The organism is Streptomyces sp. NPDC005141 (assembly GCF_053599975.1).
Genome location: NZ_JBSFYW010000048.1, coordinates 39,293 through 64,499, shown reverse-complemented (window position 1 = coordinate 64,499; position 25,207 = coordinate 39,293). Strand labels below are relative to the sequence as shown.

20 protein-coding genes are annotated in these 25,207 nt (G+C 72.0%); 12 read left to right on the top strand and 8 right to left on the bottom strand.

Annotated elements, in window-relative coordinates:
* The coding region (locus ACWD68_RS30435) for an ABC transporter permease (RefSeq protein WP_451809668.1) at positions 1–780 on the top strand (780 nt) is incomplete at its 5' end.
* Between the two features lie 193 nt (positions 781–973).
* A complete protein-coding gene (locus ACWD68_RS30430; protein WP_451809667.1) occupies positions 974–1,660 on the top strand; it encodes a YoaK family protein in 687 nt (228 codons plus the stop codon).
* Positions 1,661–1,727: 67 nt separating this feature from the next.
* Here the strand turns inward: ACWD68_RS30430 and ACWD68_RS30425 are convergent, their stop codons facing one another.
* Positions 1,728–2,897, bottom strand: coding sequence for a steroid 3-ketoacyl-CoA thiolase (locus tag ACWD68_RS30425; protein WP_451809666.1), 1,170 nt, complete (start codon positions 2,895–2,897; stop codon positions 1,728–1,730).
* A 329-nt stretch (positions 2,898–3,226) separates the two neighbouring features.
* Between ACWD68_RS30425 and ACWD68_RS30420 the strand changes: the two genes are divergently transcribed.
* Positions 3,227–4,471 (top strand): cytochrome P450, encoded by a 1,245-nt coding sequence (locus ACWD68_RS30420; protein WP_451809665.1) that lies wholly within the window; start codon positions 3,227–3,229, stop codon positions 4,469–4,471.
* Between the two features lie 220 nt (positions 4,472–4,691).
* On the opposite strand, the gene ACWD68_RS30415 is transcribed toward ACWD68_RS30420, so the two are convergent.
* Positions 4,692–6,740 (bottom strand): bifunctional glycosyltransferase 87/phosphatase PAP2 family protein, encoded by a 2,049-nt coding sequence (locus ACWD68_RS30415; protein ID WP_451809664.1) that lies wholly within the window; start codon positions 6,738–6,740, stop codon positions 4,692–4,694.
* 401 nt (positions 6,741–7,141) lie between these two features.
* Here ACWD68_RS30415 and proP point away from each other — a divergent pair, with 401 nt between their 5' ends.
* From proP to ACWD68_RS30400, 3 genes are all read left to right on the top strand, one after another.
* Complete coding sequence (gene proP / locus ACWD68_RS30410) at positions 7,142–8,527, top strand: glycine betaine/L-proline transporter ProP (RefSeq protein WP_451809663.1); 1,386 nt, start codon at positions 7,142–7,144, stop codon at positions 8,525–8,527.
* Between the two features lie 106 nt (positions 8,528–8,633).
* Positions 8,634–9,788 carry a DUF2330 domain-containing protein gene (locus tag ACWD68_RS30405; RefSeq protein WP_451809662.1) on the top strand — a complete coding sequence of 385 codons (1,155 nt, stop codon included), beginning with the start codon at positions 8,634–8,636 and terminating at the stop codon, positions 9,786–9,788.
* Between the two features lie 109 nt (positions 9,789–9,897).
* Positions 9,898–10,569 (top strand): O-methyltransferase, encoded by a 672-nt coding sequence (locus ACWD68_RS30400; protein WP_451809661.1) that lies wholly within the window; start codon positions 9,898–9,900, stop codon positions 10,567–10,569.
* 111 nt (positions 10,570–10,680) lie between these two features.
* On the opposite strand, the gene ACWD68_RS30395 is transcribed toward ACWD68_RS30400, so the two are convergent.
* On the bottom strand, positions 10,681–11,076 hold the full coding sequence (locus ACWD68_RS30395) for a hypothetical protein (protein ID WP_451809660.1): 396 nt from the start codon (positions 11,074–11,076) through the stop codon (positions 10,681–10,683).
* A 119-nt stretch (positions 11,077–11,195) separates the two neighbouring features.
* Between ACWD68_RS30395 and ACWD68_RS30390 the strand changes: the two genes are divergently transcribed.
* Positions 11,196–11,651, top strand: a complete 456-nt coding sequence (locus ACWD68_RS30390) for a DnaJ family domain-containing protein (protein ID WP_451809659.1) — start codon at positions 11,196–11,198, stop codon at positions 11,649–11,651.
* A 168-nt stretch (positions 11,652–11,819) separates the two neighbouring features.
* Here the strand turns inward: ACWD68_RS30390 and ACWD68_RS30385 are convergent, their stop codons facing one another.
* On the bottom strand, positions 11,820–12,632 hold the full coding sequence (locus ACWD68_RS30385) for a hypothetical protein (protein WP_451809658.1): 813 nt from the start codon (positions 12,630–12,632) through the stop codon (positions 11,820–11,822).
* A gap of 14 nt (positions 12,633–12,646) precedes the next feature.
* The gene (locus ACWD68_RS30380; protein ID WP_451809657.1) at positions 12,647–13,438 is read right to left on the bottom strand and encodes a hypothetical protein; all 792 of its coding nucleotides are present in this window, start codon (positions 13,436–13,438) and stop codon (positions 12,647–12,649) included.
* A 227-nt stretch (positions 13,439–13,665) separates the two neighbouring features.
* Here ACWD68_RS30380 and ACWD68_RS30375 point away from each other — a divergent pair, with 227 nt between their 5' ends.
* Positions 13,666–14,196 carry a GNAT family N-acetyltransferase gene (locus ACWD68_RS30375; RefSeq protein ID WP_451809656.1) on the top strand — a complete coding sequence of 177 codons (531 nt, stop codon included), beginning with the start codon at positions 13,666–13,668 and terminating at the stop codon, positions 14,194–14,196.
* Positions 14,197–14,199: 3 nt separating this feature from the next.
* On the opposite strand, the gene ACWD68_RS30370 is transcribed toward ACWD68_RS30375, so the two are convergent.
* The gene (locus ACWD68_RS30370; RefSeq protein ID WP_451809655.1) at positions 14,200–16,374 is read right to left on the bottom strand and encodes a DHA2 family efflux MFS transporter permease subunit; all 2,175 of its coding nucleotides are present in this window, start codon (positions 16,372–16,374) and stop codon (positions 14,200–14,202) included.
* 165 nt (positions 16,375–16,539) lie between these two features.
* Here ACWD68_RS30370 and ACWD68_RS30365 point away from each other — a divergent pair, with 165 nt between their 5' ends.
* The gene (locus tag ACWD68_RS30365) at positions 16,540–17,778 is read left to right on the top strand and encodes a peptidoglycan-binding protein (RefSeq protein ID WP_451809654.1); all 1,239 of its coding nucleotides are present in this window, start codon (positions 16,540–16,542) and stop codon (positions 17,776–17,778) included.
* Positions 17,779–18,141: 363 nt separating this feature from the next.
* On the opposite strand, the gene ACWD68_RS30360 is transcribed toward ACWD68_RS30365, so the two are convergent.
* Positions 18,142–18,810, bottom strand: a complete 669-nt coding sequence (locus ACWD68_RS30360; RefSeq protein WP_451809653.1) for an HAD-IA family hydrolase — start codon at positions 18,808–18,810, stop codon at positions 18,142–18,144.
* A gap of 666 nt (positions 18,811–19,476) precedes the next feature.
* Entirely contained in the window at positions 19,477–20,058 is a 582-nt protein-coding gene (locus ACWD68_RS30355; RefSeq protein ID WP_451809652.1) for a TMEM165/GDT1 family protein, read from the bottom strand.
* A gap of 482 nt (positions 20,059–20,540) precedes the next feature.
* On the opposite strand from ACWD68_RS30355, the gene ACWD68_RS30350 reads away from it, so the two are divergent.
* The 3 genes from ACWD68_RS30350 to ACWD68_RS30340 all read left to right on the top strand — a co-directional run bounded on the left by ACWD68_RS30350 (position 20,541) and on the right by ACWD68_RS30340 (position 25,158).
* Positions 20,541–21,185 carry an HNH endonuclease family protein gene (locus ACWD68_RS30350; protein ID WP_451809651.1) on the top strand — a complete coding sequence of 215 codons (645 nt, stop codon included), beginning with the start codon at positions 20,541–20,543 and terminating at the stop codon, positions 21,183–21,185.
* A gap of 167 nt (positions 21,186–21,352) precedes the next feature.
* Positions 21,353–23,020 (top strand): alkaline phosphatase D family protein, encoded by a 1,668-nt coding sequence (locus ACWD68_RS30345; protein ID WP_451809650.1) that lies wholly within the window; start codon positions 21,353–21,355, stop codon positions 23,018–23,020.
* 263 nt (positions 23,021–23,283) lie between these two features.
* Positions 23,284–25,158: an FAD/NAD(P)-binding protein gene (locus ACWD68_RS30340; protein ID WP_451809669.1), complete on the top strand. Its 1,875-nt coding sequence runs from the start codon at positions 23,284–23,286 to the stop codon at positions 25,156–25,158.
* Positions 25,159–25,207: the final 49 nt, after the last annotated feature.

Sequence of the window (25,207 nt, the reverse complement as noted above, 5' to 3'; positions counted from 1 at the left end):
CCCCTCGCCGTACGCGACTCGACCACGATGCTCCGCCGCAACCTCCTGCACGCCCGCCGCTACCCCTCCCTCACCCTCAACCTCCTGCTGACGCCGATCGTCCTGCTGCTGCTGTTCGTCTACGTCTTCGGTGACGTGATGAGCGCGGGCATCGGTGGTGGCGGCGCCGATCGCTCCGAGTACATCGCGTATCTCGTCCCGGGCATCCTGCTGATGACCATCGGCGGCACCCTGGTCGGCACCGCGGTGTCCGTCTCGAACGACATGACCGAGGGCATCATCGCCCGCTTCCGCACGATGGCCATCCACCGCGGGTCGGTGCTCATCGGACACGTCGTCGGCAGCGTGCTGCAGTCGATCATGAGCGTGGTCCTCGTCGCCGCGGTCGGCGTCGCCATCGGGTTCAGGTCCACGGACGCCACTGTCCTGGAGTGGTTCGCGGCGTTCGGGCTGCTCACCCTGTTCGCCCTGGCGTTCACCTGGATCGCGGTCGGGATGGGCATGGTCAGCCCGAACGCCGAGGCGGCCAGCAACAACGCGCTGCCGCTGGTCTTCCTGCCGCTCATCTCCAGCGCCTTCGTCCCGGTCGACGCGATGCCGGGCTGGTTCCAGCCGATCGCCGAGTACCAGCCCTTCACCCCCGCCATCGAGACCCTGCGCGGACTCCTCCTCGGCACCGAGATCGGCAACAACGGCTGGATCACCATCGCCTGGTGCCTGGGCCTGGCGGCACTCGGCTACCGCTGGTCGAAGGCGGTGTTCGACCGCGACCCGAAGTGACCGCGCGGGCTGTCTCCCGCGGCTCGTCCCGCCCGAGGGCGGCGTACTCCGACACCGTGTCGGGCGTACGCCGCCCCGTGGGCGTTCTCCGCCGCCCGCCGGGCCCGCGCCGCCGCCATCGCCGCCCGAACTCACGCCGCACCCGCATCCGGGCGCACCCCCACCCGAGCGCCCCCGTGGTGGACTGAGCTCCATGACCACGCAGACGGCCACGCCGCACGACCCGGAGTCACGAGGCCTGCGACTGACCTCGGCGCTGCTGTCGCTGACCGTCGTCAGCGGACTCATCGACGCGGTGAGCTACCTCGGCCTCGGACACGTCTTCACGGCGAACATGACCGGCAACGTCGTGGTGCTCGGCTTCGCGGCGGCCGGGGCACCCGGCTTCTCCGTGTCGCACACCGTGACCTCACTGTGCTGCTTCCTGGCGGGCGCGGTGGCCGGCGGGCGGATCGCGGTGCGGTTCGGCAAGGGCTCGCGCCGCTCGTGGGCCCGCGGCACGTTCGCCGCCGAGGCGGTCCTGATGGCCGCCTGCGCGGCAGCCGCCTTCGCCGCCCCGGACGCCACCGCCACGGCGTACACCCTGATCGCGGTCACGGCCTTCGCGATGGGCCTGCGCAACGCGACGGTCCGCAGGCTCGGCGTCGCCGACCTGACGACCACCGTCCTGACGATGACCCTGACGGGCCTGGCCGCCGACTCCCGCCTCGGCGGCGGCGCGGGCCACCGCTCCCCGCGCCGCACCGCCTCCGTGTTCGCGATGCTGGCAGGCGCCCTGCTCGGCGCCTGGCTGGTCCTGCACCACGGCCTGGGCATCCCCCTGCTGATCGCGGCGCTGGTCGCGGCGGTCCTGGCGGTGACGGTCTCCGGCCACGAGTGAGGGCCCCTGCCTGCCGGAAGCGCCGGACACACCCCGGCAGCGCCCCTTCGCGGCCTCGGAACGCCACCTACAACCGCTGAATGATCGTCCCCGTGGCCAGCCCCCCACCCGCGCACATCGTGATCAGCGCGAACTCCTTGTCCCTGCGCTCCAGTTCGTGCAGGGCCGTGGTGATGAGCCGGGCTCCCGTGGCGCCGACCGGGTGACCCAGCGCGATGCCGCCCCCATTCACGTTCACCTTCTCCAGGTCCTGTTCGAAGACCTGCGCCCAGCTCAGCACCACGGAAGCGAAGGCCTCGTTGATCTCGACGAGGTCGATGTCCCTCAGCGACATCCCGGCCTTGCCGAGCACGGCACGGGTGGCGTCGATCGGGCCGTCCAGGTGGAAGTGCGGGTCCGAACCCACCAGCGCCTGGGCCACGATCCGCGCCCGCGGGCGCAGCTTCAGCGCCCGTGCCATCCGCTTGGACGCCCACAGGATGGCGGCCGCGCCGTCGGATATCTGGGAGGAGTTGCCGGCCGTGTGAACGGCCGTCGGCATCACGGGCTTCAGCTTCGCCAGCGCCTCCATGGACGTGTCGCGCAGCCCCTCGTCCCGGTCGACCAGCCGCCACATGCCCTGCCCGGTCCGTTGCTCGTCCTCGGTGGTAGGCACCTGCACGGCGAACGTCTCGCGCTTGAACCGCTCCTCGGACCAGGCGATGGCGGCCCGCTCCTGCGAGATGAGCCCGAGGGAGTCGACGTTCTCACGGGTCAGACCGCGGTGGCGGGCGATGCGCTCGGCGGCCTCGAACTGGTTCGGCAGGTCCACGTTCCACTCGTCGGGGAACGGTTTGCCCGGTCCGTGCTTGGACCCCGAGCCCAGCGGCACCCGCGACATCGCCTCGACACCGCAGCTGATCCCGACGTCGATGACACCCGCCGCGACCATGTTGGCGACCATGTGCGAGGCCTGCTGCGAGGAGCCGCACTGGCAGTCGACCGTCGTCGCCGCCGTCTCGTAGGGCAGTCCCATCGTCAGCCAGGCCGTGCGCGCGGGGTTCATCGACTGCTCGCCGGCGTGGGTCACCGTGCCGCCGACGATCTGCTCGACGCAGTCGGCGGGGATGCCGGTGCGGCCGAGGAGTTCGCGGTAGGTCTCGCCCAGGAGATAGGCGGGATGCAGATTGGCGAGCGCGCCTCCGCGCTTGCCGATGGGGGTCCGTACGGCTTCGACGATCACGGGTTCCGCGGCCATGGGGGCTCGTCCTCTCCTCAGGCCTGCCCGGCGGCCAGGCCCTGCTGAACCGCGCAGCGCGGGGCGTCCCGGCCCACCCACCGCGCAGAACTAGAACGCGTACCAGTTCTGCGTGCAGTTTGCTGAGCGAACCCCCCGCGCCGCAAGGGTCCTGCAGCTCCCGAAGTCGTGATCTGCACCAATCCCGCACGCAATTGGGAGGCCCGCGCCTCTTGCCACTTGTAGAACCCGTTACTACCTTCACGGCGATTCCACGTTCCTGATGGATCGTCAGAACCGCCCGCGGGAACGGGCCGTCACCACCGTAGGCGCGAGACCTGGAGTTGCCGATGCCCTGTCCAGCGCTGCCCGACGGGTTCGATTTCACCGACCCCGACGTACTGCACCACCGCGTCCCCCTCCCGGAGTTCGCCGAGCTGCGGCGGGGCGAACCGGTTCACTGGATCCCACAACAGCCCGGTGTCGCCGGCTTCGAGGACGACGGCTACTGGGCCGTCACCCGGCACGCGGACGTCAAGTACGTCTCCACGCACCCCGAGCTCTTCTCCTCGTTCCTCAACACCGCCGTCATCCGCTTCAACGAGCGCATCCAGCGCGAACAGATCGAGGTCCAGCGGCTCATCATGCTCAACATGGACCCGCCCGAGCACACCAGGGTCCGCCAGATCGTGCAGCGCGGCTTCACCCCGCGCGCCATCCGGTCCCTGGAGGACGCCCTGCGCGCCCGGGCCGGCTCGATCGTCGCGAACGCGCTCGCGCAGGCCGGCCCGGACGGCGGCTTCGACTTCGTCACCCAGGTCGCCTGCGAACTGCCGCTGCAGGCCATAGCGGAGCTCATCGGCGTCCCTCAGGAGGACCGCGTCAAGATCTTCGACTGGTCCAACAAGATGGTGGCGTACGACGATCCGGAGTACGCGATCACCGAGGAGATCGGCGCCGAGTCGGCCACCGAACTCATCTCGTACGCGATGAACATGGCCGCCGACCGCAAGCAGTGCCCCGCCAAGGACATCGTCAGCACGCTGGTGGCGGCGGAGGACGAGGGGAACCTCGCCTCCGACGAATTCGGCTTCTTCGTCCTGCTGCTGGCCGTCGCCGGCAACGAGACGACCCGCAACGCCATCACGCACGGGATGCACGCCCTGCTCACCCACCCCGACCAGTGGGACCTCTACAAGAGGGAGCGGCCGAAGACCACCGCCGAGGAGATCGTCCGCTGGGCGACCCCCGTCGTCGCCTTCCAGCGCACCGCGACCCAGGACACCGAACTGGGCGGACAGCGGATCAGGAAGGGCGACCGCGTCGGCATCTTCTACTCCTCCGCCAACAATGACCCCGAGGTGTTCGAGAGCCCCGAGGTCTTCGACATCACCCGTGACCCCAACCCGCACCTCGGCTTCGGCGGCGGAGGTCCGCACTTCTGCCTCGGCAAGTCCCTGGCCACCCTGGAGATCGACCTGATCTTCAACGCGATCGCCGACGCGATGCCGAACCTGCGGCTCACCGGCGACCCGCGCCGGCTCCGCTCCGCCTGGCTGAACGGCGTCAAGGAACTCCAGGTGAGTCACGTCTAGCGGGCGCCGCACGCTCGGGCCGACGGCCTCCCGGCACCGTCGGCCCGTCCCGCGGGAGGCAGGGGCATCCCCCCGCGCCCGGCCCCTGCCTCCCCCGACACCCGCACGCCCAGCACCCCGCCGCTGTCGTACTCGCCGTGATCGCGTGCCGAGGGCGGTCGTCCGGCCCGGGACGGAGTGTCCACCCGGGTGACGGTGAGCCGGCCGGGTGCGTACCGGATCAGCTCGGGTTACGGCTCGTCACCGGGACCGGCTTCCTCGTGCCGACCTCGACCGGTCTCATCGGTGCCCGGGGCCGCGGGCCCTGGCAGAGGTGGGTCAGCCCGAATCCGACGGCGACCACGGCCGCGCCGCCGACGGCGTCCAGGATCCAGTGGTTGCCGGTCGCCACGATCGCGGAGACCGTGAAGAACGGGTGCAGCAGGCCCAGTGCCTTCATCCACCACCTGGGCGCCAGGATCGCGATGACGAGCCCGCACCACAGGGACCAGCCGAAGTGCAGCGAGGGCATCGCCGCGTACTGGTTGGTCAGCTCGGTCAGGGTGCCGTAGTCCGGCTTGGAGAAGTCCTGCACGCCGTGCACGGTGTCGATCACACCGAGGCCCGGCATCAGGCGCGGCGGGGCGAGCGGGTAGAGCCAGAAGCCGACGAGGGCGAGCAGGGTGGCGAAGCCGAGGCCGGAGCGGGCCCAGCGGTAGTCCGCGGGGCGGCGGACGTAGAGCACGGCGAGGACGGTGAGCGGGACGCCGAAGTGGAACGACTGGTAGTAGAAGTCGAAGAAGTCCCGCAGGAAGGGGACCTTCACCACCGCGTGGTTGACCCAGTGCTCGACGTCGAGGCCCAGGAAGCGCTCGATGGCGAGGATCTGGTCGCCGTGGTGTTCGGCGGCGGGCCGGCCGCCGGAGCTGGTGCCGCCCGTCGCGGCGAGCCTGACCTGCTGGTAGGCGGCGTAGCCGACACGGATCAGGAGCAGTTCGAGCAGCAGGTTCGGGCGGGTGAGGACCCGGCCGAGGAACGGGAGCAGCGGCACCCGCTTCCACCGGGCGGGGACGGACTCCGCGTAGTCGGTGGGGATCGGCGCCCGGTAGAACTCGGAGGTGCGCGACAGGAACGGTACGACGGTGGCGGCGGCCAGCGCGGCGAACAGCACCACGTTGCCGCGCAGCGGGAAGAGCACCGGCGTGTCCGGCAGCACCATCCTGGCGGGCAGGGTCATGACCAGGATGACGGCGACGGGCCACATGGAGCGGTCCGAGGTCTTCCTGCCGACCCGGCCGACGAGCGCGAGCAGCACCCACAGCAGCTGGTGCTGCCAGGTGGTGGGCGAGACGGCGACGGCGACGCAGCCGGTGATCGCCACGGCGAGCAGCAGCTGCCCGTCGCGCGCGTAGCGCACCGCGCGACGGAGTCCGAGGACGGCGACGGCCACGCCGAGCGCCAGGAAGAGGCCGATCTCCAGCGGCCCGGTGAGGCCGAACCGCAGCAGCGCGCCGTGCAGGGACTGGTTGGCCGGGTCGTCGGCGTCCTTGCCGAGGCCGACGCCCCCCAGGTGGTGCACCCAATAGGTGTTCGAGTCGAGGGGCATCGCGGCCCAGGCGAGCGCGGTGAGGGCGGCGAAGGTGATCCCGGTGGAGACGGCGGCACGGCGGCGACCGGTGAACCAGAGCAGCGGCGCGAAGAGCAGCACGGTCGGCTGGAGGGCCGCCGCGAGGCCGATGAGGACCCCGCAGACGCGCTCCCCGCGGACGGCGAAGCAGCCGAGCAGGACGAGCAGCACCGGGATGATGCTCGTCTGGCCGAGGTAGAGGGCGTTGCGCACCGGGAGCGACAGCATGAGCAGGCTTGTCGCGACGGGGGCGGCGAGCAGCGACGTACGGCGGCTCACGGGGGGCGGCAGGGCGCGCGCGGCCACCAGGCCGAGCGCCACGACCAGCAGCAGGGTGCCGAAGGTCCAGCCATAGCCGAGGGCCTGTTCGGCCGACCGGGTGAGGGGTTTGAGGACGAGTCCGCCGAACGGGGTGCCGGTGAACCGCGTCGAGTCGTAGAGCGAGCCCTTCACGTGGAGCACGCCGTGGGGTCCGACCCAGGTCTCCAGATCCGTCAGCCGCTCCGGCGTGGGCGTGCTGAGGACGGCGGCGACCTGTCGTACGGCGAGTATCGCGGCGATCATCCACAGCCCGACACGGAGCGCGCGCACCCGTGTTCTCGCGGTCTCCGCCGCCCCCGTGAAGGCATCACCCGCTCGTCCGCCGTGCTCCACGTTCGCCACGCCCCGTCGGCCCTCCCGACCCATTGATTCCGGCGTGTCCCGTGTGTCCCCTACGTCACGCCATATCAGGACCCTATGGGGCTTGAACCGCTCGCGTCGAGAAAGGCAGGAAACCTCCACTTCACCCGATGTATGACCCTTTTCGTCCGGACGACCACGGCGGGCGAGGCTCCGGTTCCCCTCCGACCTGGCGACATAGCTCACAGGCGGTTCCCGGAAGGGGCACTCCCGGCCACCGCGTCGCGCCTGCGTACGCCGCCTTTGTGAGCGCTGCGCGGTGGGTCGCACACCGCACGTCATGCGGACGATCGGGCCTAAAGTCGCTTTTCGGTCCGCCTCCGGGTGGGCCTCCGGTCCGCCCCCGGGCGGACCCGTCCCTGTCCCCGGCGAAAGGAAGGCCCTTGCCGACCGCGACCCCGACAGCCCCCGCGGCACGCGTCCCGACCCCCGCACGCCCGGCCTCCCCCGAGGTCACCGTCACCGACCCCGCGCTGGTCAAGCGCGCCGTGAAGGCGGCAGCGCTCGGCAACGCGATGGAATGGTTCGACTTCGGTGTCTACAGCTACATCGCGGTGACCCTGGGCAAGGTCTTCTTCCCCTCCGGCAACCCGACCGCCCAGTTGCTCTCGACCTTCGGCGCCTTCGCCGCGGCCTTCCTCGTCCGCCCGCTCGGCGGCATGGTCTTCGGCCCGCTCGGCGACCGGATCGGCCGCCAGAAGGTTCTCGCGCTCACCATGATCATGATGGCGGCGGGCACCTTCGCGATCGGCCTGATCCCGTCGTACGCCACCATCGGCGTCGGCGCCCCGATCCTGCTGCTCGCGGCGCGTCTGGTGCAGGGCTTCTCCACCGGCGGCGAGTACGCGGGCGCCTCGACCTTCATCGCCGAGTACGCGCCCGACAAGAAGCGCGGCTTCTTCGGCAGCTGGCTGGAGTTCGGCACGCTCGCCGGCTACATCGGCGGCGCGGGTCTGGTGACCCTCATGACCGCCCTGCTGTCCACCGAGGACCTGCTGTCCTGGGGCTGGCGCGTGCCGTTCCTGATCGCGGGCCCGATGGGCATCATCGGCCTCTATCTGCGGATGCGTCTCGAGGAGACCCCGGCGTTCGCCGCGGAGCTCGAGAAGTCCGAGGCCGACCGCCCGAAGGTGCCGCTGGGCGAGATGATCACCGGCCAGTGGCGCGCACTGCTGCTGTGCGTGGGCCTGGTCCTGGTCTTCAACGTCACCGACTACATGCTGCTGTCCTACATGCCGAGCTATCTGACCAGCGAGCTCAAGTACGACGAGACGCACGGTCTGCTCGTGGTCCTCGGTGTGATGGCGCTGATGATGATCGTGCAGCCCTTCGCGGGCGCTCTGACCGACCGGATCGGCCGCCGCCCGGTGATCGCCGCCGGCTGCGTGGGCTTCCTCGCTCTCTCCGTCCCTGCGCTGTTGCTGATCCGCCAGGGCAGCCTGTTCGCGATCGCGCTCGGCATGGGCGCCCTCGGCCTGCTGCTGGTCTGCTTCACCGCCGCGATGCCCGCCGCGCTGCCGGCCCTCTTCCCGACCCGGGTCCGCTACGGCTCGCTCTCCATCGGCTTCAACATCTCGGTCTCGCTCTTCGGCGGCACGACCCCGCTGGTGGTCACGGCCCTCATCGGAGCGACCGGGAACATGATGATGCCCGCCTACTACATGATGGCCGCGGCCGTGATCGGCGGCGTCGCCGTCTGGTTCATGGCCGAGTCGGCGGGCCGCCCACTGCCGGGTTCCGCTCCCGCGGTGGAGCCCGCCCGGCACTGACGCCGCACCTCCCGCGGCGCCCCCTCCCCCCGCCCCGCCTGGAACCGCGGCCTCCGTCGTGTCGTCTGAGTCCCTGTCCGACGGCACGACGGAAGGGCTACGGGGGATGCGCGCACAGCTGCCGAATGGCGAACGAGGGCGGATACGGGGGCGGATACGAGGACGGCTGCCGGCCGTCCTGCTGGCGCTGCTGATTCTCCAGCTGGGGTCCCTGGTGGCACCCGCCTACGCCTGCGGGTGCGGCGCGATGGTTCCGGAGGCGCAGCGGCACGTCGGTGTCGGCCGCGAGATGTCCGCCGTGCGCTGGGACGGCCGCGAGGAACAGATCGTGATGTCCCTGACCGTCACCGGCGACGCCCGCGAGGCCGCGTGGATCATGCCGGTCCCGCACCGGGCGACCGTGGAACTCGGCAGCAGCGCCCTGTTCGACCAGCTCGCCGAGGCGACCGCGCCCGAGCACCGGACCCGTCACCGCTTCTGGCCGCACGACGGCGACTGGCCCTTCACCCACGACACCGACACCGCGGCGGCCCCCCGGGCCGGCGCGACGGCGCCCTCGGTGGACGTGGTCGGCCGCGAGCGCCTGGGCCCCTTCGACGTCGCCCGCCTCACCGCAACCGACTCCGGCGCCCTCGGCGACTGGCTCGCGGACAACGGATTCCGGCTGCCGTCCCGGCTCGACCGGGCACTGCGCCCGTACGTCGACCTGGGCTGGGAGTACGTGGCGATCCGGCTCGCCCCCGAGAAGTCCGGCACTCCGCTGGGCGGCACCCTCGACCCCCTGCACCTCACCTTCGCCAGCGACGAGCTGATCTACCCGATGCGGCTCTCCCGGCTGGCGCAGACACCTCAGTCGCTCGGCCTGTACGTCTTCGCCGCGCACCGCATGGAGCCGCGCACGGCGATCGGCGGCGACCGGCCCGAGGTCGTGTACGCGGGCCGCGTCGAGGCGGCCTCGGACCCGCTGGCCCGGTTCACCGACGGCGGCACCGACTTCCTCACCGCCGTCGACCAGGAGTTCCCCCGGCCGTCGCTGATCTCCGGCGACCATCAACTGCGCCGCACCGCGACGGACGCGGCCTACCGGCGGGTGATCTACGAGGACCGGCTGCTGAGGGTGGGCGGGACTCCGGTGTGGCTGCTGACGGTGGGCGGGGCGCTGCTGCTCACGGCCGGGGCGGTGGCGGCGTTCGTGCGGGCTCGCGGCCGCCGTCCGGTCCTGCCGCCCCCTCCGGTGCGGGTCCCGCCGCCGATCGGCTGAGACCGGGCCCCGGGCGCCCGAATCCCACTGGCAGGCACCGGCGTCGAGGACTAAGTTCATCCCCGGAAGTCCTTAGCGCATCTAACCAGGCATACGAAAGGCCCGGTGCATGAGCGAGTCGCAGGTCTGGAACGACGTCGACGACCACTTCACCACCCTCCTGGCCCCCGCCGACGAGATCCTGGCCGCCGCGCTGCGGGACAGCGACGCGGCCGGACTGCCCCCCATCAACGTCGCGCCGAACCAGGGCAAGCTGCTCCAGCTGCTCGCCGAGATCCAGGGCGCCCACCGCATCCTGGAGATCGGCACGCTCGGCGGCTACAGCACGATCTGGCTGGGCCGCGCCCTGCCCGCCGACGGGCAGCTGATCACTCTCGAGTACGACCCCCGGCACGCCGAGGTCGCGCGCGCCAACCTCGCCCGCGCCGGCCTCGACGCGATCACCGAGGTGCGGGTGGGTCCCGCCCTGGAGTCGCTGCCGAAGCTGGCGGACGAGAACCCGGAGCCGTTCGACTTCGTCTTCATCGACGCGGACAAGGTGAACAACCCCCACTACATCGAGTGGGCGGTCCGGCTCACCCGGCCCGGCAGCGTCATCGTCCTCGACAACGTCGTCCGCGACGGAGCGGTCACCGACGGGACGAGCACCGACCCGAGCGTGCGGGGCACCCGGGCCGCACTCGAACTGATCGCCTCCCACCCGAAGTTGAACGGCACAGCGGTGCAGACGGTGGGCAGCAAGGGGTACGACGGGTTCGCGCTGGCACGCGTACTCGCCTGATCACCTCGCCCCGCCCGGCCGCCCACCCGCACCGGTCCTCGGTCCTCGGCCGGCCCTCGGTCCCGGACCTCCGCACCCGGCTTCCGTGCCGGAGGCGGCTGCGGACACGCCCTAGGCCTCGTGGTAGAAGCCCACGTTCACGGTGCGGGGGCCGGTGCGGTCATGGATGACGAGTTCGCCGGAGCCGCCCGCCGGGAGCTTGGCCGTCCCGCCGTACGGCAGCGGCTGGGGCGCCAGCCCCGCCAGGATCAGCCGGACCTCGGAGGACGGCTCCGGGTGGGAGCCACGGAGCCAGGTCACCTGCCAGGAGCCGTCCGGGCCGCACAGGAACTCCAGGTGGACCCGGGACACGAACAGCCAGTCGTCGGGGGTCGCGAGACGGCACACGGCCCGGTCCCGGCCCACCCGCAGCATGGCCCCGGGGTCGCTCGGCGCGTCGGCCATCTGCATCCCGGCCGTCGCTCCGGCGTCCGCCCCGGACACCGTGGCCATGGTGAGTTCGAGCACGCGCGCTCCTTCGTGAGGTGCTGGTCCAATTGTGCTGGCGCGAAACGTCGTTGCTTCTCCGCCGCCGCATGATAATTCGACCTTTCCCGTCCTGGTGCGACCTCCGGCACAATGGACCCATGACCGAGCGCAAGCCACCCGGTGTCAGCTTCGAGTCCTGGGTCGACCGGCAGATCCGCCAGGCGGAGGCCCGCGGCGAGTTCGCGGAACTTCCCGGCGCGGGCAAGCCGCTGCCGGAGGTCACCGACACGCCGTACGACGAACTCTGGTGGATCAAGCGGAAGATGGCCCGTGAGGGGCTGTCGGTCCTGCCGCCCACCCTGGCCCTGCGCAAGGAGGCGGAGGACGCCCTCGTCGCGGCGTCCGCGGCCCCCTCGGAGCGGGCCGTGCGGCGGATCGTGGAGGACATCAACGCCAAGATCCGCGAGGTCATGTTCAAGCCGCCGCCGGGACCTCCCCTCGGGCTCAAGCCCTACGACGTGGAGAAGATCGTGCGGGAGTGGCACGCGGCGCGCGCGGACCCGGCCCCCGAGGCCCGGCCCCCCGGGGAGCGGGGAGACAGCGGAACCGCGTGAGGCCGCGGAGGACCGCGGGAATGCCGGACGGAGTCCGGCGGAGCCCCGCGGCTCGGTGAACCGCGCGGCACAGGGACACGAGGGTCCGCGCGAACGCCGTGAGGCCGCGCCCCGGAACATGGTCCGGGGCGCGGCCTCACGGGCGAGCGGAGAGGTGTCCGAGCCTTCTCAGAGCTTCAGGAGCCGCTCGGTCATCTCCCGGTAGTCCCGCAGGGCGAGCCGGAGCTGCTCCGTGTCGGAGTCCGTCGCCTTGCCCTCGCCGCCGGACTGCCAGGACGTACGCAGGGTGCGCCGCCGCCGGGTCACGGCTTCCGTGAACCGGCCCGCGAGCTCCTCCAGCACATGGTCGGCCTCCTCCACGGATGCCTGCGGCCCGTCGACGAACCCGCCGACCGCGTGCCGCATCCGCAGCGAGAACTTGTCGTACTCGTCCAGCGGCAGCAGCCGCTCGTCGTGCCCGGAGCCGTCTTCCGCCCGCGCACCCGCGCGGCCCTCGGTGTCCGCCGAGCCGCCCTTGGGGAGCGCTCCCCCGGCGTCCCGCCGCTCACCGCCGCGGCGCACCGCGTCGGTGTCACGGGGCGTGGGAGGCACCGCGGGGCTGCCGGCCTCGCGGGACGTGACACCGGCACCCGCATGGCCCGTACGCTCGGCGCTCGGCTTCGCGCGCTCGCCGGAGGAGACACCCGCGGCCTCGCGGTCCGGCGCACCGGCTCCGGTCGGCCGGGCCGCCACACGGTCGCCGGTCCCCGCCCGGTCGCCCGGGGCGGGGTCGGCGGACGCGGGATCGGCATGGCCCTTCAAGGCCTCGCGGCGCGACACCTCCTCGGCCTCCCCGTGCTTCTCGTTCACACGGTCCGCCGTGCCCTCGCCGGCCGTCGCCCGGTCGTCCGGGGAGCGCTCGGCGGGTACCGAGGTCACACGGCCCTTCATGGCCGCCGTGTCTCGGGACGTCGTCCGCTCGGGATCCTGGTCTGGCTTCATGGCACTCACTTTCCTCAACTCCCCTTCACCTGACGCCTGGTGAAGGACCAGGGCAGGTGGCGGGAGCGAGTGTCGGGGGTGGAGTTCTCCGTGGTCTCGGTGCGCTCGGTGCTCTCCGTCGTCCCGACGGGCTCGGGGCGCCGGGCGTCCTTGCTCGTGCCGAACCGCCTGGTGCGCTCCGGGTGGGCGGGCCGGGGCTCGCTCACGTCGTCCGTGTCGCGCGCACGGTCGGGGGAGGTCTCCTGACGGGTCGGCGTCAGCAGGTCGTCGAAGAGGGCGCGGGCCTCCAGCATTGCCTCGCGCATCTGCTCGGTGTCGGTGCCGCCGTTCTGGCCTCCGCCGGTGCGGGCCAGCGCGGCACTGTGCACGCGGCGGTAGCCGTGGACGTGGTGTCCGTGGTGCACGGACAGCGCGGCGACCTGCTCCTCGTAACGGCTCTCGTCGGGGAACCCACGCGCTCCAGCGAGCTCACCGAGCAGCCGGTCGGCCTCGGCCACCGCTTCCCGCGGCGAGTCGACGAAGCGTTCCTGGGCGGCCGTCCAGCCGGCCGCGTACTGTTCGCGGGCCGCGGGTTCGAGCGGCCGCTCGCGCAGCGAACCGTGCAGCTCGACGCGCTCGGTGAGGTCGCGTTCGGCGGCCTTGGTGTCGCCGTCGTGCCGGGCGACGGTTCGGTCGTACTCCGGTCCGAAGCGCCGCCGCAGGGTGCGCCCGCCGGGCGGCCTTCGGTTGAGGAGCAGCAGGGCGGCCGCGACAACGGCAACGGCCGCCACGATCACGATCAGAGCGATGATCACGCCTGTGGACATGGGTGCCTTCCGGGGTTCTCGACCCAACGGGCCGGTTCCTGGACCGGGTTGCCCGGAAGTCGTTCCTCAAACGGCCCCTCACGGCGCGACCGCCGCGGCCCCGGACCGGCCGCACCCCGACGACCCGCCCGTCGCCCACCCGGGAGGACCGACAACACCCGTCCCTTGTCCGGCTGTTCGGGCCGGTACCCCATCCGGTTGCGCGCCGTGGACGGCGCCTCGCGACAATGACCGGCATGACCCGATCGCCTTCCGGCCCGCCCGCTTCGTGGAGCGTGGACCCCGAACCCTTCGACTCCCCCGTCGCCGCCGCACTCTGGCGGGCGTACTACACGGAGGTCAGCGACCGGTGGTACCTGCTGCACGAAGGGCGTACGACGGATCCCGGCGAGCTGGAACGGGAGGTCGCCGCGCAGACCGGCGGCGAGTTCGCGCCGCCGACGGGTGTGCTGCTCGTCGCACGGTACGACGGTGAGCCCGGCGGCACGGCGGGAGTGCGGATGCTCGACGCCACCACGGGCGAGCTGAGCCGCGTCTTCGTCCGGGAGGACCTGCGCGGCAAGGGCGGCGCGCCCCACCTGCTGGCGGCGGCCGAGGAGGCCGCTCGCGGCCTGGGCGCCCGGCGGCTGGTCCTCGACACCCGCGGCGACCTCGTCGAGGCGCGGGCGCTGTACACCCGGCACGGCTACGAGGAGACCCCGGCCCACAACGACGAGGTCTACGCCGAGCACTGGTTCCGCAAGGACCTGACCGGCTGACGCTCAGCCCATCTCTCCCTGCGGCCGGGCGGCCGGCGTGCCCTCGTGGGGCCGCTCCGCGTCGGAGCCGCACATCTCTTCGTTCAGCTCCGCGACCAGCTGGGCGAGATCGGTCGGGCGGTCCGGCCCCCACCAGTCGCCGAGAAGTTCGGCGAGGGACTCCTCGCGGGCCCGGGACAGCCTCCCGGCGGCCTCGTGGCCCGCGTCGGTCAGGACCAGGTCCAGGCCCTCGCGGCGGGCCAGCCGGCGTTCCTCGACCTGGCGCGTGGCGGCCAGGACGACGTTCAGGGGCACGGCACTGTGCTCGGCGAGGAGAGCGGGCTCCGCCCACCCGTACTTCTTGATCCGCAGCAGCAGCCAGCTCGCCGCCGGCAGCAGGTCGTAGCCCGCGCGCGCGGTGATCCTCTCGTAGATCTCCCGGCGCCCCTCCCGGGTGCCGAGCACGGACAGCGCCCGGCACACCTCGTCGTACGACGACCGCTCGACCGGGTTGCTGGCGAGCGTCTCCGTGACATCGGGGGCCGTGACGGAGGCGCGCAGCTTGTCCTCGCGCAGGAACCAGGCCAGGACGAAGCCGAGCAGGGCCACCGGGGCGGCGTACAGGAAGACGTCCGTGATCGACGTCGCGTACGCGTGCAGGACGGGCTGCTGCAGATCTGCGGGCAGTTGACCGATCCCCTTCGGGTCGGCCTTCAGGGAGTCCGTGGTGATGCCGGGGGGCAGTTGCTGCCCGCCCAGCGCGTTCGTCAGATTGTCGCCGAGGCGGCTCGCGAAGACCGTGCCGAAGATCGCGACGCCGAACGAGGCGCCGATGGACCGGAAGAAGGTCGCGCCGGAGGTGGCGACGCCCAGGTCCTCGTACGACACCGCGTTCTGCACGATGAGGACCAGGACCTGCATGACCAGGCCGAGGCCCAGGCCGAAGACGAAGAAGTACGCGCTCATCTCACCCGTGCTGCTGTTCTCGTCCAGCTGGTGCAGCAGGAGCAGGCCGAGGGCGGTGATCCCGGTGCCCGCGATCGGGAACACCTTCCAGCGGCCGGTACGGCTGACGATCTGCCCGGAGACCGTGGACGACAGCAGCAGCCCGAACACCATCGGCAGCATGTGCACGCCGGACAACGTGGGCGACACGCCCTGCACGACCTGGAGGAACGTCGGCAGATAGGTCATCGCGCCGAACATCGCGAAGCCGACGATGAAGCTGATGATCGCCGAGAGCGTGAAGGTGTGGACACGGAACAGCTTGAGCGGCAGCACGGGTTCCGCCGCGCGCCGCTCCACCACGACGAAGGCCACGGCGAGGACGACGCCTAGGAGCACGAGGCCGATGATCTGCGGCGAGTCCCAGTCCCAGGTCGTGCCGCCCAGCGAGGCCACCAGGACCAGGCAGGTGGCGACGGCGGCGATCAGGAACGTACCGAGGTAGTCGATGACGTGCCGGGCCGACTTCTTCGGGATGTGCAGGACCGCCGCGATCACCGCGAGCGCGACGACGCCGACGGGGAGGTTGATGTAGAAGACCCAGCGCCAGCTGAGATGCTCAGTGAACAGTCCGCCGAGCAGCGGCCCGAGCACACTCGTCGCACCGAACACCGCACCGAACAGCCCCTGGTACTTGCCCCGTTCACGCGGCGGGACGAGGTCGCCGACGATCGCCATCGACAGCACCATCAGCCCACCGCCGCCGAGTCCCTGCAACGCCCGGAAGGCGATCAGCTCGCCCATGTTCTGCGACATGCCGCACAGCGCCGATCCGATCAGGAAGATCACGATCGCCACCTGGAACAGCTTCTTGCGGCCGTACTGGTCGCCGAGCTTGCCCCACAGCGGGGTGGCCGCCGTCGACGCGAGCAGGTACGCCGTGACCACCCAGGACAGATGATCCAGGCCGCCGAGGTCGCTGACGATGGTCGGCAGGGCCGTGGAGACGATCGTCTGGTCCAGCGCGGCGAGCAGCATGCCGAGCAGCAGCGCGCCGATGGACACGAAGACGCTGCCGTGCACCGTGTCCCGGGCGTCGGCGGCGGCCGCGGTACGGCGCCGCACCGCGGACTCGCTCACCTCGATCGACCCGTGCGGGCCGGTCGGCCCGCCCGTGCCGACGCCGGTCGGCTCGTCCGCGCCTTCCGTCCCCCGGCCGGCGGGCGTGTCCGAACCGTGCGCGTCCCCGGTCATGCGGCCTCCCTGAGCCCCGAGGTCCCGGTCATCCTTCATCCTGATCGGTGTGTCCGGTTATGGCCTGTCGAGTCGCCCGGAATCCGCGATTCCGGGGGGCTGCTTGAAGGTTGTATGAAGGTCGTCCGGATAATCTCTGGAAATCTCAGGGGGAGGGACCCACTCGTGACTGAACCGACCGGGCACGTCTGCCCCGAGTGCGCCGCGCACCGGGCGCTGGACGGCACCCCGTCCTGCGCCTGCACCAGCAGGGCGTCCGACGCCCTGCGTGACGCGCGCACGGCGGAGGCCGCGGCGACGGAGGACTTCAACCCGCTGCGCATCCGGCCCTACGTGGAGCTGGGTCCGGAGCATTCGGAACATCCCGGGGGGGTCCGGCCACCCGCCGCGAACGCCGGCCATCCCGGCACAGCGGTCCCGGGCGGCCCCGGTCCCGCCGCCCGGACCGCAGGAACGGGCTCCTGGGCCCCGGAGAGCGCCTCCGTGCCGGTGGACGGCCCGGGTGCACCTCTGAACGGCGCAGCGCCGGTGAACGGCGACGACGCGTGGCCGAACGGGGTTCCGCCGGCCGGCGGAACGCCCATGCCGCCGGCGAACGGAGAGGACGCCGCCTCTTCCACCATGCGGCTGAACGCCGTCCCGGCCGACGCGACCATGCGGCTCGCCGCGGTTCCCGCCGACGCGACCATGCGGCTGAAGGCGCTTCCGTCGGAGCCGCGCGCCACCGACGTCCGCCTCTTCCAGGACCGCTCCCCCGAGCCCGGATCGAGGGCCTCGGCCTCCGATCGGCCGGGGCGCAGCCGGCGCACCGGGGTGATCGCCGTCGCCGGAGTCGTGGTCACGATGGTGGCCGCGGCGGGGTTCGCGAGCGGACTGCTGTCGTACGACACTCCCGCGCGGGACGGGGCACTGCCGAAGGACGTACGCGCGAGCGTGCCGGAGGTGCTGTCCGACAAGACCTCGGGGTCGCCGTCCGCGAGCACGTCCGCCACGTCTTCGGCACCCTCGGCTCCGACCTCCTCGCTGAGCGCGAGCCCGTCGGCGTCGGCGTCCGAGTCGGACACCTCGGCGACACCGTCCCGGTCGGCCACGTCGGCCCCCGCGTCCACATCCCCGAGCGCGAAGCCGACCGCGACGGGATCGACGGCGTCCGCGGGCAGCGGCTCGAACGGAGTGTCCGCGCAGACCCTGCGACGCGGCGACAACGGGCCCGAGGTGACCGAGCTCCAGTTGAGGATGACCCAGCTGAGGATGTACATGCGCACGGCCGACGGCCGCTTCGACCGCCACCTCGAGGACGCGGTGCGCTGGTACCAGTGGGCGCGGGGCATCTCGGGGGACGAGCCGGGGGTCTACGGCGCAGCCACACGGGCGAGCCTGGAGTCGGAGACGACCGAGCCGTGACCGGCCGGCGCCCGAGTGCGGGTGCGCTCGCGCCGGCTTCGGGTACGGGTACGGGTCCGGTTCCCGGGTGCGGGTTCGGTGGGTGGGTCGGGGCCGTGCCGGTACATCCCAGTCCGTCGCCGCTGGATCAGACGTGGGCTACCTGTGCGATCCGCTGCTCGATCCGAACGTAAGCGACGGACATCAGGGATGTACCGGCACGGCCCCTCCCGTGCGTGGACGGGTGCGGGTGCGCTGAGGTGAGTTTCAGCCCCTCCGGCGTTTGAGGAGCGAGGCTGGGGCGGAGCCCCAAGTACGGGACGGGTAGGGGCGGAGGGGGCGAAAATCCCCGCCCCCGGCCCCTCCCCGGCGCGACGACGCCTCTCAGCCGATGTGAAGGCGAACTGTCCCGTCCGCGAGGGCCTCGACCCGGACCTCGGTCAGATCGCGTACGAGCACGTCCGGCCCGTGGAATGCCGCCCGAGGACCGACCCCGACGACCCGCATTCCGGCGGCCCGCCCCGCCGCGATCCCCGCCCCGGAGTCCTCGAAGACGACACAGTCCTCAGGTGCGATGCCCAGCTCGGCCGCACCCTTGAGGAAGCCCTCGGGATCGGGCTTGCTCGCGCCGACCGACTCGGCGGTGACGCGCACGTCGGGAAGTCCGAGCCCGGCTGCGGCCATCCGCCCGGTGGACAGCGCCACGTCCGCGGAGGTGACGAGCGCGTGCGGCACTCCGGCGAGGGAGGCGAGGAACTCCGGTGCTCCCGGAATCGCGACGACGCCCTCCATGTCGGCGGTCTCCTCGGCCAGCATCCGCGCGTTGTCCGCGTAGTTCTGCTCCATGGGCCGGTCCGGCAGCAGGACCGCCATCGAGGCGTACCCCTGCCTGCCGTGGACGACCTTCATGACCTCGTCCCCGTCCAGCCCGTGCCGGTCGGCCCAGCCGCGCCAGCAGCGCTCGACGACGACGTCCGAGTTGACGAGGGTGCCGTCCATGTCGAGCAGGAAGGCGCGGGCGGTCAGAACGGTGGTGGCCGTCGTCATCGGCATGCTCCAAGGCGCAGATAGGGAGGTCCAACATGCCCCCCGGGAAACAAGGCGGCCCCGCCCGCCGGTCAGGGAGGCGCGGGCGGGAACCACTTTGTTCCTACAACATACAAAACAACCTCCCCCAGCGCCACCGCCCCCGGCCTGCCCTTCAGCACCCCGGACACCAAGAGCAACCTCCAGGACACCACCAAGCCCCCCACCGGACACCGACAAGCCGCCCAACACGGCCACTGACGACACACCCACTGCCGACCGCGCGCGGGAGGGGTTCGGGGGCGGAGGTTTTCGCCCCCTCCACCCCTACCCGACCCACCCTGGGGCTCCGCCCCGGCCCCCACTCCCCGATCGCCGGAGGGGCCGAAACCTTCCCCGGGGCCAGGGCTGAAACTCACCACAGCGCACCCGCACCCGTCCACGCACGGGAGGGGCCGTGCCGGTACATCCCAATGTCCGTCGCTTACGTCCGGATCGAGCAGCGGTTCCCTCACGGACCCACGTCCGATCCAGCGGCGACGGACCGGGATGTACCGGCACGGCCCCGACCCACCCACCGGACCCCCACCCGAGAACCGGACCCGCACCCGCTCCCGCAGCCAGCGCAAGCGCACCCGCACCCGCACCCGCACCCGAAAACCGCAACGGCCCCCGCACCCGGACCCGCGAGGCTCAGCCCGCGACAGCCTCGTACAGGCTCCAGACCCCCAGCCCCAGCATCAGCACCGCCGCCACCTTGGTGATCAGCGACAGCGGCACCCGCTTCATCAGCGCCTTGCCGCCCACGATCCCCAGCCCCGCGACAGCCCACAGCGCCAGCACCGCACCGAGACCCACCGACAGCGGATCGTCGTACCGAGCGGCGAGGTTCGCCGTCATGATCTGCGTGAGGTCGCCGAACTCGGCGACGAGGATGAGCATGAAGCCCGCCCCGGAGACCTTCCAGAAGCTCTGGTTCGCCGGCTTGCGGACCTCTTCCTCGTCCTCGTCCTTCTTCATCAGCAGCACCGCGGCACCACCGAGGAACAGCACACCGGTGAGCGCGTGCACGATGCCCTGCGGCAGCAGCGTCAGCACACTGCCCGCCGCGACGGCGAGCGCCACGTGGACGGCGAACGCGGCGGCGACACCGGCGAAGACGTACGAGGCGCGGTAGCGCGTGCCGAGGACGAGGCCGGCGAGGGCGGTCTTGTCCGGCAGCTCGGCAAGGAAGACGACACCGAAGACGAGCGCCATCACGCTGAAGCTGATCAAAATTCCTCAATCGGTCGGGCTGCCCCGCCGAGAGTGTTGCGACTGCGCGTGCTATGACTGCGCGACACCTCGGCACGGCAGCACACAGCGACACCCGCACCGGGAGGTACGGGCAGAAGCACCCACGCCGGAAAGGCCCGGCACGGGCAAGTGCACTGCTTGCCGAAGGTCTCGCTGGCCGGCCTCGTGGAACGAGGTCTGCCTCCGGGCGCCGGCTCAGACGAGCTGAGCAGTATGTCGACGGTCCGGCGAAGAGCTACTCCCCTTCTGCGCCGTCCATAGTACGCGACCCCCGAGGCGGCCCCACAGGGCCGAAGGTCCCCGGGACGGAAAAGCCCGCGGAACCGAAAGTTCTGCCATGAACCTTGCTATGTCATGTACGCGTCACTAGCTTCTAACCGCGCACTTACCTCCCGGCAACACGACGCCGCGAGCATGTGGTCGCTCGCCCTCCAACGCCCCCACACCCCAAGGGAGTTCGCATGCCAAAGGTCTACGCGCGTCGACGGCTGAGCATACTCGCAGCCATCACGGGTCTCATAGCCATGGCCAGTGTTTTCAACGGCCCGACCGCCTCCGCCGCCCTCCCCACCCCGGTCAGCGCGGCCACCGCCCGCACCTACCTCGCGTCCCTCACCGTCGCGACGGAGAGCCGCACCGGTTACGACCGTGACCTCTTCCCCCACTGGATCACCATCTCCGGCGCCTGCAACACCCGCGAGACGGTCCTGAAGCGCGACGGCAGCGGCGTCGTCACCGACTCCGCATGCGCCTCCACCAGCGGCAGCTGGTACTCGGTCTACGACGGCGCCACCTGGACGGCCGCCTCCGACCTCGACATCGACCACCTCGTGCCGCTCGCCGAGGCATGGGACTCCGGCGCCTCCGCCTGGACCACCGCCCAGCGCCAGGCCTTCGCCAACGACCTCACGCGCCCGCAGCTCATCGCCGTCACCGACAACGTGAACCAGGCCAAGGGTGACCAGGACCCGGCCACTTGGATGCCCTCGCGCACCGCGTACGCCTGCACCTACGTCCGCGCCTGGGTCCAGGTGAAGTACTACTACAACCTCAAGGTCGACTCCGCGGAGAAGTCCAAGCTGAGCTCGGTCCTGAGCGGCTGCTGACCCGCGCCGCCCCAACCACCGGCGGCCGCCGGTCCCCCACGTTCGGCGGCCTCCGGTCCCCCGGGTTCCGGACATCGCCCCCCACGGTGTTCACCACGGTTTCCGGAACCTCCCCACCAGCCTCCGTCGTTCCGTACCGTACGGGGCGACGGAGGAGGGGGATCATCATGGCGGAACTGCGCCTGGGACCGCTGCTGAGGTACGTGGACGGCTCGTCGGCGACCTTCTGGGTCGAGGCGAGCCGCCCGTGCACCGCCGAGGTGCGCTGCGCGGACGGCTCCCGCGGACAGGCCCGTACGTTCCAGATCGCGGGCCATCACTACGCGCTGGTGCCGGTGAGCGGACTGACGCCGGGCACGGTCACCGCGTACGAGGTCCTGCTGGACGACACGACCGTCTGGCCACTGCCCGGCTCCCCCTTTCCCCCGTCGGTCGTCCGCACCCCCGAGAACGACGACGCCGCCGTCCGCGTCACCTTCGGCTCCTGCCGCTGGGCGGCACCGCCCGCGGACGAGAAGGACCCGGTCGGGCCGGACGCCCTGGACACCCTCGCCGCCCGGATCGCCGCGGCCCCGGACGGCGAACGGCCGGACGTGCTGCTGCTGTTGGGCGACCAGGTGTACGCGGACGAGATCTCGAAGGCGACCCGTGCGTGGATCGCCGCGCGGCGGGGCCTGGCGGATCCCCCGGGCCATCAGGTCGCGGACTACGAGGAGTACACCCGCCTCTACTACGAATCCTGGCTCGACCCCGAGATCCGCTGGCTGCTGTCCACGGTGCCCAGCTGCATGATCTTCGACGACCACGACGTCATCGACGACTGGAACACCAGCGCGGCCTGGCTCGCGGAGATCCGGGCGACCCCGTGGTGGCGCGAGCGGGTGCTGAGCGGTCTGATGTCGTACTGGGTCCACCAGCACCTCGGCAACCTCTCGCCGGACGAGCTCGCCCGGGACCTGCTGTACGCCGCCGTACGCGAGACCCCCGACGGCACGGACGTGCTGCGCGCCTTCGCCGCCCAGGCCGACGCCGACCCGGCCTCGGTCCGCTGGAGCTACCGCCGCGACTTCGGCCGGACCCGGGTCCTGATGCTCGACACCCGCGCGGCCCGCGTCCTGGACGAGCAGCACCGCGCGATGCTCGATCCCGGGGAGGCGGCCTGGCTGCGCGCGCAGGCCCTGGACGCTCCGGACTCCCGGGACCATCTCCTGATCGGCACGTCCCTGCCCTGGCTGCTGCCCCCTCTGGTCCACCACGCGGAGACGTGGGACGCCGCGCTGTGCCGGGGTGAGCGGGGCGCTCGATGGGCGCGGTTCGGCGAGCGGCTGCGCCGCGGGGCCGATCTGGAGCACTGGGCGGCCTTCCCCGAGTCGTTCGAGGAGCTGGCGGAGCTGATCGCCGAGGCCGGGTCGGGAGAGCACGCGCCGGCGACGGTGTGCGTGCTGTCGGGAGACGTGCACCACGCCTACGTCGCCGAGCCGGTCTGGGCCGACCCCGCCCGGCAGCCCGCCGCCCGGGTTCTCCAGCTGACCTGCTCCCCCGTCCACAACTCCATCCCGCTCTCCATACGGCTCGGCTTCCGCTTCGGCTGGAGCCGCACGGCCCGGAGGCTCGGCAGCCTCCTCGCCCGGCACGGCCGCCGCGGGCGCCCGTCGGTCGACTGGTGGAAGACCGGCGGCCCTTGGTTCGGCAATCAGCTGATGACCCTGACGCTGCACGGCCGTTCGGCGGCACTGCGCCTCGAGCAGGCACGGGTGACGCGGGGCGGAGGTGACCGCGCGGGGGGAGCTGCCCGGCTGACGACGGTGGAGGAGTCCGTGATCGCCCCGCGATAGGGCTGTTCCCCACGGTTGTTGTGCGTGTCGTCCCCGATGGGCGTGAGGCATCCCACACCCGGTGCCGATCATGCGCCCCGGGGCTCGGCTCGCACGGCACCCGAGGGGCATGATGAGGCGGACCGTCCGCTTCCAGTAGACGGTCCGCCGCCCTGCGCCCCCCACGCCCGGGAGTCACACCCTTGTCCGCAGAGCCCTCCCCCCAGTGCTCCGCCGCCCCCGCACCGCGGAGGTCCTCGTCACCCGCCGGGCCCCACGCCTCCGTGGCCCTGGTCGGCGCCGGTCCACGGGGCACCGGCGTCCTGGAGCGCCTCTGCGCCTCCGCGCCCGAACTCCTCGCGCCGGGCGCGCGGTTGACGGTGCATGTCGTCGATCCGGACCCGCCGGGGCCCGGCCGCGTCTGGCGCACCGCGCAGTCCCCTCATCTGCTGATGAACACCGTGGCCTCGCAGGTGACCCTGTTCACCGACGAGAGCGTTGACTGTTCGGGGCCGATCCGCCCGGGGCCGAGCCTTCACGCGTGGGCGGGCGGCGAGCTCGGCCCGGACGCCTATCCCACACGCGCCCAGTACGGCCGCTATCTGGAGTGGGTCTTCGGCGAGGTGGTGCGCGAGGCTCCGCCCCAAGTACGGGTCGAGGTGCACACCGCCCGCGCGCTCCGGCTCACCGACGAACCGGACGGCCGCCAGGCACTCGCCCTGTCCACCGGACGCGCCCTGTCGGGGCTCTCCGCCGTGGTCCTCGCGCAGGGCCATCTGCCGGTGCTCCCGGACCCGGCCGAGCGGCGACTGACCGCCTGCGCCGGGCGGCACGGCCTGCGCCACATTCCACCGGCCAGCCCCGCCGACGTCGACCTCTCCCCTCTCGCCCCGGGCGAGCCGGTCCTGTTGCGCGGTCTCGGGCTCAACTTCTTCGACCACACGGCCCTGTTGACGACCGGACGCGGCGGCAGGTTCGTCCGGGCGGGCGGGGGCCTGCGCTATCTGCCCTCGGGCGACGAACCGCGCCTGTACGCCGGCTCCCGGCGCGGCGTCCCGCACCAGGCCCGCGGCGACAACGCGAAGGGCCCGTACGGCCGCCATGAGCCGCTCGTCCTGACCGGCGAGGTGATCTCCCGCTTCCGCCGGCGCGCGGACTCCGGTGAGGCGCCGGACTTCCTGCGCGAGATATGGCCGTTGGTCGCCAAGGAGGTGGAATCGGTCTACTACGAGGGCCTGTTGGCGCGATCCGGGCGGCGCGGCGATTCGGCTGAATTCCGGGACAGCTTCCTCGCCGTCCCGCACCGCGATCCCGAAGAGGCCTGCCTCCTGGACGAGTTCGGCGTCGCGGAGAGCGAGCGCTGGTCCTGGGACCGGATGGCGCGCCCGTACGCGGGACAGGCCTTCGCCGGTCCCGGCGGCTGGCGGGTGTGGCTGCTCGGCCATCTGCGGGAGGACGCCGCGCAGGCCGCGCTCGGCAATGTGGACGGGCCGCAGAAGGCCGCCCTGGACGTGCTGCGGGATCTGCGCAACGAGCTGCGCCGGATCGTGGATCACCGCGGGCTGCCGGGCGACTCGCGCCGGGCCCATCTGGACCGCTGGTACACGCCGTTGAACGCCTTCCTCTCCATCGGCCCGCCCCGGCGGCGTATCGAGGAGCTGGCCGCGCTGATCGAGGCGGGCGTCGTGGAGGTGCTCGGTCCGCGGCTCGACGTGCGGGCGGAGGACGGGGCCTGGGTTGCGCACTCGCCCGACGTGCCGGGGTCGGGCGTCCGCGCGACGACGCTCGTGGAGGCACGGCTACCGGAACCGGATGTGCGACGGACCGCGGACGAACTCCTGGCCCGGCTGGTGAGCACGGGGCAGTGCCGCCCGCACACCGTCGACGGCTACGAGACCGGGGGGCTGGACGTCACGCCGCGACCCTACCGCCTGATCGACCGTCAGGGCCGCCCGCACATAAGGCGGTTCGCGTTCGGGGTGCCCACGGAGGGCGTGCACTGGGTGACCGCGGCGGGCGCCCGGCCCGGAGTGGATTCGGTCACGCTTTCGGACGCCGATGCCGTGGCGCGGGCCGCGCTACGTGCGACGACAGCCGAAGCGGAACGACAAACGGAAGCCCGGCCATGGCTGAATGTTGAACTTGCAAGCATAGATTAGGTGCACCTAACCTTGGTGGCTCACTCGGTTCCGTCCCACGGTCCGGCCC